The 13,981-nt window shown below is 62.3% G+C and carries 13 protein-coding genes; 9 read left to right on the top strand and 4 right to left on the bottom strand.

Going from position 1 to position 13,981, the window contains the following annotated elements; translation table 11 throughout:
* Positions 1-247: 247 nt before the first annotated feature.
* The 6 genes from A5695_RS08820 (at position 248) to A5695_RS27415 (ending at position 9,054) form a co-directional block, all read left to right on the top strand.
* The gene (locus tag A5695_RS08820; RefSeq protein WP_068080048.1) at positions 248-1,405 is read left to right on the top strand and encodes an LLM class flavin-dependent oxidoreductase; all 1,158 of its coding nucleotides are present in this window, start codon (positions 248-250) and stop codon (positions 1,403-1,405) included.
* A complete protein-coding gene (locus tag A5695_RS08815; protein ID WP_082945929.1) occupies positions 1,402-2,502 on the top strand; it encodes a TIGR03857 family LLM class F420-dependent oxidoreductase in 1,101 nt (366 codons plus the stop codon). Before A5695_RS08820 ends, A5695_RS08815 begins: the two co-directional genes overlap by 4 nt.
* Positions 2,487-3,578 carry a phosphotransferase gene (locus tag A5695_RS08810; protein ID WP_068080045.1) on the top strand — a complete coding sequence of 364 codons (1,092 nt, stop codon included), beginning with the start codon at positions 2,487-2,489 and terminating at the stop codon, positions 3,576-3,578. Before A5695_RS08815 ends, A5695_RS08810 begins: the two co-directional genes overlap by 16 nt.
* A 249-nt stretch (positions 3,579-3,827) precedes the next feature.
* Entirely contained in the window at positions 3,828-5,477 is a 1,650-nt protein-coding gene (locus tag A5695_RS08805; RefSeq protein ID WP_068080043.1) for an NAD(P)/FAD-dependent oxidoreductase, read from the top strand.
* Positions 5,478-5,543: 66 nt separating this feature from the next.
* Positions 5,544-8,297, top strand: coding sequence for a PEP/pyruvate-binding domain-containing protein (locus A5695_RS08800; protein ID WP_068080041.1), 2,754 nt, complete (start codon positions 5,544-5,546; stop codon positions 8,295-8,297).
* Positions 8,287-9,054, top strand: a complete 768-nt coding sequence (locus tag A5695_RS27415; RefSeq protein ID WP_197515406.1) for a tyrosine-protein phosphatase — start codon at positions 8,287-8,289, stop codon at positions 9,052-9,054. Before A5695_RS08800 ends, A5695_RS27415 begins: the two co-directional genes overlap by 11 nt.
* Here A5695_RS27415 and A5695_RS08785 read toward each other — a convergent pair.
* Together A5695_RS08785 and A5695_RS08780 are read right to left on the bottom strand one after the other, a co-directional pair.
* Positions 9,044-9,595, bottom strand: coding sequence for a TetR/AcrR family transcriptional regulator (locus A5695_RS08785; RefSeq protein ID WP_156749532.1), 552 nt, complete (start codon positions 9,593-9,595; stop codon positions 9,044-9,046). The two genes, A5695_RS27415 and A5695_RS08785, sit on opposite strands and share 11 nt — an antisense overlap.
* 92 nt (positions 9,596-9,687) lie before the next feature.
* Positions 9,688-10,308: a TetR/AcrR family transcriptional regulator gene (locus tag A5695_RS08780; RefSeq protein WP_068080034.1), complete on the bottom strand. Its 621-nt coding sequence runs from the start codon at positions 10,306-10,308 to the stop codon at positions 9,688-9,690.
* A 294-nt stretch (positions 10,309-10,602) separates the two neighbouring features.
* Between A5695_RS08780 and A5695_RS30020 the strand changes: the two genes are divergently transcribed.
* The 3 genes from A5695_RS30020 to A5695_RS08770 are packed head-to-tail and all read left to right on the top strand — an operon-like array spanning position 10,603 to position 12,830.
* Positions 10,603-10,734: an SDR family NAD(P)-dependent oxidoreductase gene (locus tag A5695_RS30020; RefSeq protein WP_255398655.1), complete on the top strand. Its 132-nt coding sequence runs from the start codon at positions 10,603-10,605 to the stop codon at positions 10,732-10,734.
* Positions 10,735-10,749: 15 nt separating this feature from the next.
* Positions 10,750-12,228 carry an FAD-dependent oxidoreductase gene (locus A5695_RS08775; protein WP_068080032.1) on the top strand — a complete coding sequence of 493 codons (1,479 nt, stop codon included), beginning with the start codon at positions 10,750-10,752 and terminating at the stop codon, positions 12,226-12,228.
* Entirely contained in the window at positions 12,225-12,830 is a 606-nt protein-coding gene (locus A5695_RS08770) for a TetR family transcriptional regulator (protein ID WP_068080030.1), read from the top strand. Before A5695_RS08775 ends, A5695_RS08770 begins: the two co-directional genes overlap by 4 nt.
* A gap of 179 nt (positions 12,831-13,009) precedes the next feature.
* Here the strand turns inward: A5695_RS08770 and A5695_RS08765 are convergent, their stop codons facing one another.
* Both A5695_RS08765 and A5695_RS08760 read right to left on the bottom strand, forming a co-directional pair.
* Positions 13,010-13,348 carry a DUF732 domain-containing protein gene (locus A5695_RS08765; RefSeq protein WP_068080028.1) on the bottom strand — a complete coding sequence of 113 codons (339 nt, stop codon included), beginning with the start codon at positions 13,346-13,348 and terminating at the stop codon, positions 13,010-13,012.
* A 96-nt stretch (positions 13,349-13,444) separates the two neighbouring features.
* Positions 13,445-13,795 carry a hypothetical protein gene (locus tag A5695_RS08760; RefSeq protein ID WP_068080026.1) on the bottom strand — a complete coding sequence of 117 codons (351 nt, stop codon included), beginning with the start codon at positions 13,793-13,795 and terminating at the stop codon, positions 13,445-13,447.
* Positions 13,796-13,981: the final 186 nt, after the last annotated feature.

Below are 13,981 nucleotides of genomic sequence, written 5' to 3'. Positions count from 1 at the left end.
TGCATGGTCCGATCCGGCCCCCGTAGCGCCATCCACAGCTGGCGCGCTACGTCGTTGTCGCAGCGCATCAGCATCGTCGTGACGTCGCAATCCAGCACCGCGTCCCGGTGGTTGTCCGTTGTCTTCAATCGGCCCTTACCAACGTGATACCGAAAACCGCACGGGGTCGGTAGCTGTCTGTTAAACAAGACAATGTGTTCGTTCGCACTGTCTGAATTAACGCGCATCTCACCGTTGAGGAGCAAGAATGCAATCGCCGATGACCACGGGCATACCGATTGACAACCACCGCGCCACCCCACTGGCTCAGGTTGGTGAACTCGCCAAAACCCTAGGAGCCAAACCCGAATTTGACTACCTGTGGTTCTTCGATGAGATCTCGGGTTGGTTTCATCGCAGCCTGTGGGTGCCCGAGAACGCGCCGATGGCCAGTGTTCGCGACAACAACTCCACGCACGATCCGTTCATCGAGGCCGCATTCGCCCTTGCCGCCAATCCGGACGCCGGCATTCGGTTGACGGCGGACGCCGTGCGTACGCGCCCCGGCGAGATGGTGCGTTCGTTGATGAGCCTGGGCAGCGCGGCGCAACGGCAGGGGCAAGTCGTGTACGTGATGGGTGCCGGGGAGTCGCGTCAGATCCGTCCCCTCGGATATCCATCAGGGCAGGGCCTGGGCAGATTGGAGGACTTGTTCCGGCTCTACCATCTGCTGTGGGAACGCGACGAACCGTTCTCCTTCGAGGGCAATCACTGGCGGTTGGACCACGCTTACCTTGGTGAGACGCGGCCAGCCGTACGTCCCGAGTACTGGGCGTTAGGCGGTGGCCCGAAACTGATTTCGATCGCCGCCCGCTACGCCGACGGCCTGGAGGCGGCGGCGCCCAACACCTTCGTGACTCCTGACGACTGGGCGCGCATGGTGACCGACGTTCGGAACAAGGTGGAGGCAGCGGGCAGGGACCCCGATGCATTCGGGTTCGGGCTGTGGCTGGGCTGTCAGATCCACGAGGACCGGGATGTTCTGGAAGCGTCGTATGAGAATCCGTGTATGAAGTACCTGGCCGCGATCCTCGGCCGGTTCAACCAAAGCGACTGGCGCCGAGACGGTATCGAACCGGTGATGCCCGATGACTGGCATTACGCCCGTCGCTGGCTGCCGTTCAAACAGTCCGCCGATGAAGTCAGGAAGATAGTAGACGCAGTACCGCCCGACATGGTGCGGAAGGCGGCTTACGGTGGGTCGCCGGCGCAAATCGCCTCCATCGCACAAGAGTTCGTTGACGCGGGCGCGACCTACGTCGGTCTGATCGACTTCATGCCACTGGTTCTCGACGGACTGACCGACCCGCCATTCGGCCGATGGGCCGAGGTATGCGGGACACTACATGCGACGGCAGGCAAATGACGGGCCATCTCGTCGATGTCCTCGACGACATGAGCGCATTCGTATTGGGAGGCCGGCTTCGATCGACCCTGCCCGACGGCGTTGCGAACGTAACCGAGGTGCGCACGCCAGCCATGGGGCTGGACGACGCGGTGGCGGCGGAGAGCATCGGATACCGTCGGGTCTGGTTGTCCGAGCGCTTTAACATCAAGGAAGCGGCCACCCTGCTGAGCGGTATGGCGGCGAAAACGACACGACTCGAGATCGCCACGGGAGTCGTCCGTCCAACCGACCGGCACCCGAAATTGATGGCGGCGACCGCGGCCACCATGCAAGCCTGCTATGGCAACCGGTTCGTTCTCGGGCTGGGACGTGGAGACGCCGAGTACAACAGGATCGCACTCGGGATGGCCGAGTCGCCGGCGTATGTCGCATTGGTCGACTACGTGGACATCTTGCGGCGTCTGTGGGCTGGTGAGCGCGTCGATTATGCCGGGCCCGCAGGCACTTTCAACGCAATGGCGTTCGGCGACGTCTACGAGGGCGATCCGCCACCGGTGTTCTACGGTAGCTTCGGCGGAAAGAAGGCGGCGACCGCAGTCGCAGCGGCATTCGATGGAATTCTGCTGTGCCCGTTGCTCACCCCGGAGGCGACGGCCCGTGCCAAGGCCAATGTCACCGAGGCCTGTGAAGCCATCGGACGCGATCCCGCCACCGTGCGTATCGCTCAAAGCGTCATCACAGCACCCGAACTCGACGATCTTGAAACGCGGCAGTTGTGTCACGCGCGCGCTGTCACGTACATGCAGATCGATCACTGGGCTCGCGCGACTGTGATTGCGAACAATTGGAGCCTCGAGCCCGCGCTCGCCCTGCAGAACCACGACAGGTTCCGCGGTATGCCCTCTGCCGACGAAGTCTTCCACCGCAGGGAATTGATGGATGCCGTCGACTTGATACCGGAGGACTGGATCTCCTCGACCTGTGCCACGGGTGCATTGGCCGACTGCGTCGCAAAGCTGGAGGAGTTCAAGGCGGCTGGGGCAGACGAGATTGTGACCTATGGCAGTGCGCCGCAACAGAATGCGGCATTGCTCGACAGGTGGCGGCGCCGATGAACGTGCCACGCCACATCGACGAACTCACGGCGGAGTGGTTGTCGACCGTGCTGGGTCGACCGGTTGAGGTCATGCGGGTGGATCGCCTGGCCGAGGACTCGGCCTTCGCCGCACAGTTGTTCCGGTTGCACCTCACGGGCGATTCGACAACGGAGGATTTCTCGTCCACGGTGATTGTCAAGTTGCCTGTCGGTGCCGACAATCCGGCACGCCAGATCCTCGACGGGTTTCACGCATATGACCGGGAGGTCGCGTTTTACCGTGATGTGGTGGGGAGGGGGGCGACCGTTCGCACCCCCCGAGCACGCTTCGTGGCGCACGATCCGGACTCACACGACTTCGTGCTGATCATCGAAGATCTCGCACCCCTGGAGGCGGCGGATCAACTCAGCGGCTTGAGCATGGCCCAAGCGGAAACGATCATCGACGCCCTTGCTGAGTTTCACTGCTGGGCCTGGGAGAACGACAATCTCGACGTCGCTGGTGCTGGGCTACCACGTATCGACGCACTCGACACCCGCGCCCATCATGCGATGTTCGGCGAGGTGTTCGACCTGGCTTGGCCGCAGGTCGCCGCACGACTGTACGACGAGATCGCACCCGAAGTCCACGAATTGTGCAACCACTTCTCCACTTTGATCCACTACCTCGCCGAAGCGCTAGGAACGCCGCGCACAATCATCCACGGTGAACTGCGCTCGGATAATCTGTTCCTGCCGCTCGACGGATCCGACCCCTACCTGATCGACTTCCAGGCGGCCACGCGTGCGTGCGGACTGCTCGACGTGGCTTACCTCATCACCTCCAGTGTGCGCAGTGACGTTCGGTGCGGCAACGACGCGGTACTGGTGCAGCGCTATGTCGACGGCATCGCTCGTCGCGGCATCACATCGTATGGCTTCGATCAGGCATGGCGTCAGTATCGAATTTCCGCGATGTTTGGCTTGGTCTACCCGGTCCTCGCTTCCACGCGATGGGAGGCGTCCGGTCCCCGAGGTCGCCTTCTGCTCGACGAGATGGTCCGACGTTCGACGACCGCGATCTCGCAGATCGGCGCTGTCGAACTCCTCCCCTGAGGGCAGCTGTACACGAGGAACGTGACCGCACCTACTGCGTCGCTTCGCTAGAAAGCGTTGCCAATAGCGCGTTTCGGCATTGCGAGATACACGCCTGGCGCCGACGATCCCTCGATCGCGTTACGAGTCGGCATCGCCGCGGGCAAAGCAGAAAAGCTGCGGGGGGCGGGGACGCGCTGAAGATTTTATGAAACGTATTGTGGTGACACCCTGTCTGATATAACGTCGAGGCAACCACAAAGGAGTGATATGAACAACACCCGTACTGCCGACGTGATCGTCGTCGGCTCCGGCCACAACGGACTTGTCGCGGCGTGCTACCTCGCCAAGGCAGGGCTCGATGTCCTGGTTCTTGAGGCCCACAGCACGCCGGGCGGGATGACGGCCACCAACCCGATGCCCGAGGCACCCGGGCACTACACGAACGACGCGTCGATACAGCCCTCGCTGTTCCGAACCACGCCGATATCGCGCGAGTTGGGGCTCGAAAGCAAATACGGGCTGCGCATGCGGATCATCGACCCAGCGCACGTCCACATGCAGGAGGACGGCACCTCGTTGGCCCTGCATCGCGATCCGCGCAAGACCGCAGAAGAACTCAAGTACTTCTCGCGTCGTGACGCCGCGGAATACCTTGAGATGTTCGAAACGATTCGTGCTGCAGTCGAGATCGGTCTGCCCTTCATGATGACCAACCCAGTTCGGCCGAGCTTCGGTCCAGTCTTGAAGATGCTCAAGGCCGCTGCGGTCAATCACCGACGGCTGGCGGCGATCGGACGCTGGGCGGGAGGATCCTTCAGCGAGACCCTCGACGACGCCTTCGAATCCGACATCATCAAGGCGCAGATGGCGATCAACCTGCCTTTTACGCCGTTCGCAACCGATGGTGGCGGGTGGGGCATGATCTACCTGGGCATTATGAGCAAGTACGGCACCGCGATGTTCGAAGGTGGCACTGGCAACTTTCCGCGCTCGCTCATCGACTGCCTCACCGATCACCGCGGCAGCGTGCGCTGTTCAGCCGAGGTCACCGAACTCATCGTCGACGACGGCCGGGTGACCGGTGTTCGGCTGAGCGATGGTGAGGAGATCTTTGCCCGTCGTGGAGTGCTGACCGCGTGTAGCCCGAAGACGACACTTACCAGGCTCCTGCCGCACGGCACACTGCCGTGGAAACTGGAGAAGCGCGCCGAACACATTCCCACGCGCGTCCGGGGGATCGCCGATTTCAAGATGGACGTTGCGGTCAAGGGGCGCCTCGACACGTCGCGCCACGAGAAGTGGCGAGGAGATGGCATCGACCTTCGGCTCGGTGCCAACTCGTTCAACACCTGGCAGGAAGTGCTGGCCGCAGAGCGGGCATGCCGCAGGGGTGAAATTCCGCTGCATGTCTGCGGTCTCGGCCAGGTCACCACGTCCATGGCGCCCGAACTCGCACCCAAGGGCCACGACACCTTCTGGATGTGGAGCGGTCTCACTCCGGCCGACCCCGCTGCCGACTGGGACACGGTTCGGAGCCAGCTGCAAGATGCCGCGATAAAGCACGTCGACAAATTCTACGTCGGCGTAGAAAGCCTGCAGATCGGCGCTCGCACGTTGGTACTCCCCGACATCGAGAAGCGATTTCACGCCATCGACGGCAGTGTCTATCACGTCGATCCCGTTATCACACGCTTCGGGCCGCGAAAGCCGGCTCCCGGGTTCGCAAGCTACTCCACCCCCGTGCCCGGCCTCTTCCTTACCGGTTCCGGCACCCATCCCGTGGCGGGCATCAGCGGCATTCCAGGGCGAAACGCAGCGCAGACGATGCTGCGCGTCTTCAAGAAAGAAACCGGGCGCGCCTCGGCGCTCGCCGACCGGCGCGCGCAGGATGCGGCCATTGACCACAGCCTCAAGTAGCGGAGTACGCGGTCTGTAGGCCACATCAACACGACAGATTTCGCAGTACGCCAGAAAGGCAAACCTATGAACAACATCCTCCACTTCGCCGATCATGCGGCGCTGACGCAGGAACAGACGGGCGGCAAGGGCGTCAACTTGAGCCGGCTGTTCCAGGCGGGATTTCCAGTGCCGCCAGGCTTCAGCGTTGCCTCGGATGCGTATCGGAACTTTATCGCCACCGATGGTCTCTCTGACCGGCTGTCCGGTCTCATCGACGCACTGACCTACGACGACCCCAGCGCGTTGGAGGCCCAGACCGCGGAGATTCGAGACCTCATCTTGGCCGCTCCGATGCCAGACGACCTGTCGATAGAGATCCGGGACGCTTATAAAGCGTTGGGCGACAATGCCTTTGTCGCGGTGCGGTCTTCGGGTACAGCTGAGGACTTGGCGGATGCTTCATTCGCGGGGCAGCACGACACCTACCTTGACGTGCTCGGCGCGGACGAGGTCATCGACGCCGTCCGCCGCTGTTGGGCGTCGCTGTGGACCGCCCGAGCCGTCGGCTACCGTAAGCACAACGACTTCGATCACGCCGCGGTGGCGATCGCGGTGGTCGTCCAGAAGATGGTGACCTCCGACGTCTCCGGTGTCATGTTCACCGGTAATCCGCTGACCACGGCCACCGACGAGACCGTCATCAACGCGACGTGGGGACTCGGTGAGGCACTGGTGCAGGGCATCATCACCCCAGACCAGTTCGTAGTGCAGGTACCCCAATTCACCGTTCTCGAAGAGCAGGTCGGTTCGAAGGAACTGCAGATCGTGCGCGACGAGACGAGCGGGCGAGGCGTGGTGGAGCAGGAGGTGCCATCGGACAGGCAGAAACAACTGAGCCTCAGCTCACGCCAGGTCATCGAGCTCGCTCGTCTGGGACAGTCCGTACAGGAGTACTACGGCGCCTACCCACAAGACATCGAGTGGGCGATCGAGGACGACAAGCTGTACCTCCTGCAGTCTCGGCCCATCACCGGTGTCGACTTCACTTGGGATGCCGAGGTCGACCTCGGTCACCTGCAACCCGTCGCGCAGGACACCGTGTGGACTCGGGCCTACGCGGACGCGATCATGACCGGATCGCCCGGTGCGCTCCAATACGCCTGTCGCACACCACAGTTCTCGAACCGACACATGCGACGTATGTGGGAGATCTTCGGCTTTCAAGACCTCGCCGAAATGCGCGCCTTCAAGTACTGGAAGGGGCAGTGGTACTTCAACGTCGACACCGAGCGGTTGCCGATCGAACGCCTCGTTCCACCGCCACTACGACACATGTTCCTCGACTTCATTCCGCCCACAATGCACGAGGATGTGCTCAACGCACCATTCGACTGGGGACAATTCGCCAGGGCCGTAATCCGTTGGCACACTCTGGATCCCGATACCACTCCCGGTCAGTTCCCGCGCACGTTCGAAGCATGGCGCGCCCGTACCGACTATGAAGGTCTGTCCAAAACAGAACTCCAGGCGCTCAACGACGAGGACCTGATCGCCTACTGCGAGCGCCTGACCGCTCTCGAAGGAGAGTGGGGCGAGGCGATCTTCCTCCCGTACTTCTTCACCCTGCGCATGGCCATGGCCGGGCTGGCGTGGATGCTGACGAACTGGTACGACGGCGGCGAACCCATGTCGGTGTTCGCCACACTCGTTGCCGGCGCCACCCGCCGCACGGACACCCAACGTGAGAACTCAGATCTACTCGAACTGGTCTCCATGATTAGGCGGTCGCCGGCGCTGTCGCAGGCGATTGAAGAACATGAGAATCAGGCATTCTTCGATCACCTACACACCTTCTTGGAGGGGCAGCACTTCTTGCAGCGTTACGACGAGTGGATCGAGAAGTGGGGCTTTCGCGGTCAAGCGGATCGCGACTTCCTACATCCGCGCAGGGCGGACGATCCGTCGATCGACTACCGCGCGTTCAGGATGTTGCTCAACGCGGATGCAGACCACGATCCGGAAGCCGGCGAACGGCGACTCGCGCAGCAGCGGAACGAGACCTTCGCGGACGTGCTGGCCAACGTCGGAGCCAAGCCGAACGGTGGCCTCAAGGTCGAACTGCTCAAGGCTGTACTCCCGTTGTGCCACGAATACCTCATCATCCGCGACAACGAGCGCTGCCGTCCGACCGACATGATGATGTATGCGTGGAAGCGCGGTTTCGACGAAATCGGCCGCAGGTTGCACGAACGGGGCATGACCGATGACCCCCGTGATCACAACTGCTTGTCCGAACTCGAGCTCTACCAGTACTTCCGCGGACTCGAAGAGCACCCGGAGTTGTTGAAGGTGAAAATCGCCGCGCGGCGCCGGCATATCGACGCCGCGCTAAATAAGGAAAACGACCCGCCGAAGTATCTGGTTCGCAATCGTGCGGTTGATCTGGATCATCCCCGCGGGGAAGGCGAGGAGGGCGTGTTGTCGGGCACAGCGACGAGCCCCGGCACCTACACCGGCGTCGCACGCGTGGTGCGTTCCCACAGCGAAATGGGCAGGGTCAACCAGGGCGAGATCTTGGTGACGCATTCGACGGACCCAGGGTGGAATCCCGTGTTCACCGTCATCAAGGCGGTGGTGGTGGAGACTGGTGGCATGCTCTCACACGCGTCCTGCCTTGCACGCGAAATCGGTTTCCCAGCAGTGTATTTGCCCGATGCCATGAAGCTCATCGAAGACGGTGCGATCATCACGGTTGACGGCAATACAGGTTCAGTCGTGCTTGAGGACGCTGCGCGAAGCGTCGAGGAAGAACCGGCGGAGGCTGGAGTTGCCGGCTGACGAGCCCCGTCGCAACGAATGTTCAATAGTTCGGCGGCCGGCGCGCCTCGACATCGAGGGAACCTTCAACCTGCGTGATGTCGGAGATCTGCCAGTGGCAGGAGGTGGGACCATTCGGTCCCACCTCCTGTACCGCGGAGACGCCATCGACGCGGTGACTGAGTCGGGTGCCGACGCGTTGAGACGACTGAACCTGCGCACCGTGATCGATCTGCGTGAGCCGGCGGAATGCAAACGGCCGGGGCCCGACCTCGGTGACCTTGTGAAGGTGACACGAATACAGGTATTTCGGGACAGATTCGACTACGGGAACTTCCATGGTATCGACGATCTGTACGCCGCGATTCTCGACGCCGCCGGGTCGGATCTTGCCGCGGCCATTTCCGTTCTCGCACAGCCGAATGCGCTTCCAGCTTTGGTGCACTGCACCGGAGGCAAGGACCGCACGGGACTAGTGATCGGCTTGTTGTTGGCGGCGTTGAACGTTCCGATTGATGCCGTGGCGAGCGAATACGCCCTCACCGCGGTGAATTTCGTCGGTGAGGCACGGACACGGGGACTCAAGCGCGCCGCAGAGGCTGGGGTGCCGGCGCAACAAATCGCTGTGCTCCTGGGCAGCCCTGCCGAGGCGATGACCCACGCGCTGACGCATGTGGTGAATACAGCGGGTAGCGTCGCGGAGTACTTGACGGCTCACGGCGTGACACCTGGTCAGCTGCAACGGATACGCGAGGAGTTGGTTACGCCTACGCACTGACGCCGTACAGCGTGTTCCACACGATCGCCGTCAAGCTGTCCGCCACTTTTCTCAACTGCGCCGGACTGGCGTCCTGGACGAGCTGATCTACACCTCGCTCCAGCAACCATCCCAACCAACCCGACACCGCCAGTGCATCGAGGGTGGGGTCTACTGAGCCGCGCGTCTGCGCAGCTGCGATGACGTTGTGCAGTTCCTCGATCGATTGACGACGGAGGGCGTCAACCGAGCGACGCGCGTTCGGATCGGTCACCGCACAGGCGTGCATTGCCCTGGAGAATCGTATGTTCCGCGCTCGATATCGCACCAGTTCGCCAAGCGCACGTCGCATCTCATCGCGCTCGATGGCGCCGTTGTTGTGCCACCAACTCGACAGCAGTTCCTTGCCGTGCGCGACGTGGTTCGAGTAAACCGAATACAGCAGGTCACCCAGGTCCTCGAAGTACATGTAGAACCGCGTCCGCGACATGCCAGCCTTTGTCGTCAAGCGCTCGACGGAGATCTGATTGAACGACTCGCCCGAATCCAGCAATGCCTGCATCGCGAGGAGCAGCTCGTTTCGAGTCGCGTTGCGCCTGCTGCTACGTCGGCCGTATTCGCGGCGGTCATCGCCGACGTCGGTCCGGCCCGATCTCACGCGGGTTCAGCTCCTCTCAGGGTGCGCCAGAAGATCTCGGTGAGAGCCTCGGCGAGCCTTTCGAGTTCGTCGTGGTGCGCGTCGGCGACCATCTTGGCCAATCCGCGTTCACTCATCCACATCAACAGGGCGGCCGTGGTTGCGCTGCTGAGACTCTTGTCGATCCTCCCGCTCGCCTGACCTTCTCGGATGAAGCGGGTGAGCACATCGGCAGATCGCCCCATCAGGCCAACGAACTCCCGCTCCGCGCTTCCGCCCGGGAGGGGTTCGTCGATCGCCAGCATCACCACACGATGAGTCCGGTACTTGGCGAAGATCTCGTCGATAGCGAGGCGAAGGTCCGCTTTGGAACCATCCGGTGGAAGGGACAGCCATGGCTGCAACAGATCGTCGAGAACCGAGCGCGCAAGATCACCCAGCAGTGCGTCCTTATCGACGAAGTAGGAGTAGAAGGTGGAGCGCGTGACACCGGCGGTGGTGATCAACCGCTCGACGCTCATGTCTCCGAACGCCAGCCCGTCGCCGTGGAGCGACTCCACGGCGGATAGCAGGTCGGCCTCGAGCGAGGCTTTGCGGCGCGCGCGCAGTGCCGTGGTGTCGCGCGTTTGACGTGCCATTTTTAGCATGGTAGCGCACTAATCGCGACAACACGTAGTGACATGGTGTTCGCGGTAGGCGAATGCCATCGCGGCACTTCGAGATCGGCACAGCCGGCTGGGCAGACGTCAGCGGCGGCGAAGTGGATGACCGCCTCGTCGGCCCGACGGCTACGGGAGCAAAGCGAAAGAGGTGATGCGGCCAACCCAAGCACGTAATCGGGGGGCTCTATCGGTCGTTGACTTTCGAGCAACAAGAAACTAACGTCCGGCCAAGAATGGCAGTCTCTGACATTCTCGGCTAGGAGGTCACGGGTGACGCAGGAGTTACAAGGCATGGTGGCTGTCGTGACTGGGGCCGGCCGTGGCATAGGCAAGGCGATCGCCGACAGCCTCGCCGGGCACGGAGCCACCGCATTGCTCGTCGACGGCGGCTACACCGCCTGACTTTCGGAGGACTACATGACTTGGGATCACGAAGCCGACCTTATCGTCGTCGGCTCGGGCAACGGCGGGATGAGCGCGGCCGTGGCAGCCGCCAAGAACGGCGCCGATGTCTTGGTGCTCGAGGTTAGCGGTGCCACTGGCGGTGGTTCATCGTGGTCAGGCGGCGGCCTGCACATCTGGGGAGTCCGTACCTACGACGAGTACCGAGCTCTAACCCAGGACTTGCATGACCGGCAGCTTGGGCGGGTCTTCTTCGAGGCGTTCACGCAATACTCGCCGTGGCTTCAAGAAATCGGTGCGGCGGTCACGAAAAGTCCGTACCTGCCAGATGGCAAGTACGACCTGCACATGGGCCGCGACGTGACTGGACCGCCCTTTTCGGCGTATTGCCGCGAGTACTTCGACAGCCTGGAGCGCATTCTCGAAGAGTGCGGTGGCCGCGTCATCCTTGGTACGCGGGTCACCGAAGTGCTCACCGACGAGGCCGGCACAGTGATCGGGGTTGCCGCGACGGGGCCGGAAGGACGGGTCCGCTGTCGCGCTGACGCGGTCGTGCTCGCATGCGGCGGTTTCCAGAACAACCCAGAGATGCGGGTGCGCTATCTCGGCCCCGATGCCGACCTCGCAACGATTTTGGGCTGCCCATACCAGACCGGTGACGGCATGCGTATGGCAGAGACCGCGGGCGGCTCGTTAGGCGGATCAATGAGCACTTTCTCCGCGGTTTGGATGAGCGCGTTCCCGGCGAGGAATCCTGCCGAGGACCCGGCAGAGTACGAGCGCCGGCCGTATACCCTCGATGGGAAATACGAATTGTCCGATCACTGCATTGTTTTCGAGCCGCCGGGGTCGATTCTGGTGAACCTGGACGGACGGCGGTTTATCGACGAGGCCGAAACCTATTACCGCGTCCCGCAGGCTGTGATCAAACAGCGTCGCGCGACCGCTGTGATGCTTTGTGATGCGACGGTCTGGGAGCCCTGGGCGAACCAACCCAACTTGTTCACTGGACGTACCCCGCGGGAGCAATTCCGCACGATGGAACGTGCCGGCGGTATCCTGCTCACTGCAATGACTATCGAAGATCTTGCTGATCAGTTGGCTGGCCTGACGCCTAATCGAGTGCATAAGGCTAATCTTTTGCGCACGATCGCGGGATACAACGAAGCGGTCCGCAACGGCACGGCCGCTCAAATGGAAGTTCCCCGCACAGCAGCGATGACCTCGGCCGGGACGATGAACGCGCCGGCGCTGTTGGAGAAACCGCCGTTCTACGCGTGGCCTCTTCGTCCCGCAATCTATATGTGTTACGGCGGGGTGCGGATCAATGAGCACGCTCAAGTTCTGGACGCCGGGAGCCAACCCGTCCCGGGCCTTTATGCGGTTCCGCCGGTCGCGGGCGGGGTCTTCCGCGAGGTGTACGCGGGCGGCATCTCGTGCGCGGGCGCGTTCGGCTGGATCGCCGGCCGCCACGCCACCGCCAGAATGTCGTGACCGAGAAGCGCCGGTACGGACGATCTCGGCGCGACCTGGCTGAGATCGCGATACGGCAATTCGACGCAAAGGGTTTCGATGCAACCACCGTCGAGGATATTGCTGAGGCGGCGGACTACTCACCGCGGACGTTTCACCGGCAATTCCCAGCCAAAGAGGACGTGGTTTTTTTCGACCTCCCCGACATCCTGGCGCCCCTGACCACTCTGCACAGGGCAGAGTCGGCGTCGGTCTGGTCGGCGGTCACCGCGCTTTTCATTGAGAACGCTCGACGGTGGGAATCGTGGAGCACCGACGTTGCACGCAGCCGCACCAGGCTGATTTTCGAAGAGCCCGCGCTTTACCGGCGCTTCCTCGAGATCATGGACCAGTGGGAGGCTGTGCTCACCCGAGTATTGGCTGACGAACGTGGTAACGATCCGTCGCACGACGCCTATGCTCAGCTGCTCTCTGGTTGCGCCATTAGTGCCTGCCGAGTCGCCTTGAGGTCATGGCTGGTACAGCCGCAACGCTCTTTGCCCGACCACATGAATGACGCCTTGGATCAACTCGCCCGCGGCTTTGACCTCGTGGCGGTAAGCGCGCTGGAAGGTCCACCGTGAACCGAAGATTCGTCAGCGAGCGTCGCGGTAGCGGCGCCCGAAAGAGGTTGTGCCAACTCGGCACAGTCCGTCAAACACCTTGCCGTTTTTGGCCAGGATTTGTTCAGGCACGCTACAGCAGAAACGACGCGTGAGTTGATGTGCTCGGCCTGCGCGTAAGCGAACGCGCAGGGCATTGGTCAGAACGCGCCTCTGTTCGGGCAGAGGTCTTGCACTGCCCGGTCGGCGAAGCTCAAGGCAGACGAGATCGTCCAGTCTCGATGTATCGACAACATATGCTGCCCGGCATCCCACAGCGATCCATCGTTGGGTGGTTGCATGAGCTTGCACACGCCTTGGGCCTCTTGGATCGCTTGGTGCTTGTCCATGACGATTCCGTCCCCTGCTATCGCCTGCAGGAAGACGTTGTAGTTCGGGGGAGTATCGATGCCGTCGTCTGGGTAGGCGTGTGCGGGCGCAACAGCCACAGCCACTGCCATCAATGGTAGGGCGGCAATCGCGGCGGTCTTTTTTAACATAGATTCGATCTTAGGCTTGTTTGCGCCTGGATCTGAAGGAATTGGCCCAGGTGCGGCAGCGGGAGGGTCGCAGCGGTGATGGGATCTGGGACGCGATCATCTAGTTCGGGGTACCCGGCGCACGACCCGTTGGGCGCGCGGCAGCCAGTCGGCGCTCGTCTGGGGCGGTGTCAAGGGTGGTGAGCGCAAGCTTTTGACGAGGGCTCTCAGCCGAGGTTCCTTATCGGTGCCCATAAACCCGACGAACCAATCGAATGCGGAGTCCACGAGATCGTCGGTGAGGGTCAGTTCGTGCTTCGCGATGGCGTTGAGCAGATGTTCGACGACCCGAGTGGAGTCGCCCGCGCCCAGCGTAATGCAGATCCATGCCCGCTCTCGAGGAGTGAACAGCTCATGCGCCTCTGTTGTCAGCGCCCAGGCGAAGGTGACCTCGTCCGATGTGGACATCGGACGGTAGCTGCCACGCCGGGTCGCGGCGTGAGTTGGACGTAATTCTAGTTGCGGGGAAGCGGAGTTCACCGGTAAAGCACGCCAGTACGCGTGGCGAGCGGCGCCGCCGTGACCGCTTCGTATGAACGCCGCCCGCGACCACCGAAGGCGCGGTGAGGCCACCCCACCAACGACCACTTCCAG

It is taken from the genome of Mycobacterium sp. E1747 (assembly GCF_001667775.1).
Classification (GTDB): Bacteria; Actinomycetota; Actinomycetes; order Mycobacteriales; family Mycobacteriaceae; genus Mycobacterium.
Note: the sequence above shows the minus strand (reverse complement) of the source record. Positions and strands in the feature narration are given on the sequence as shown.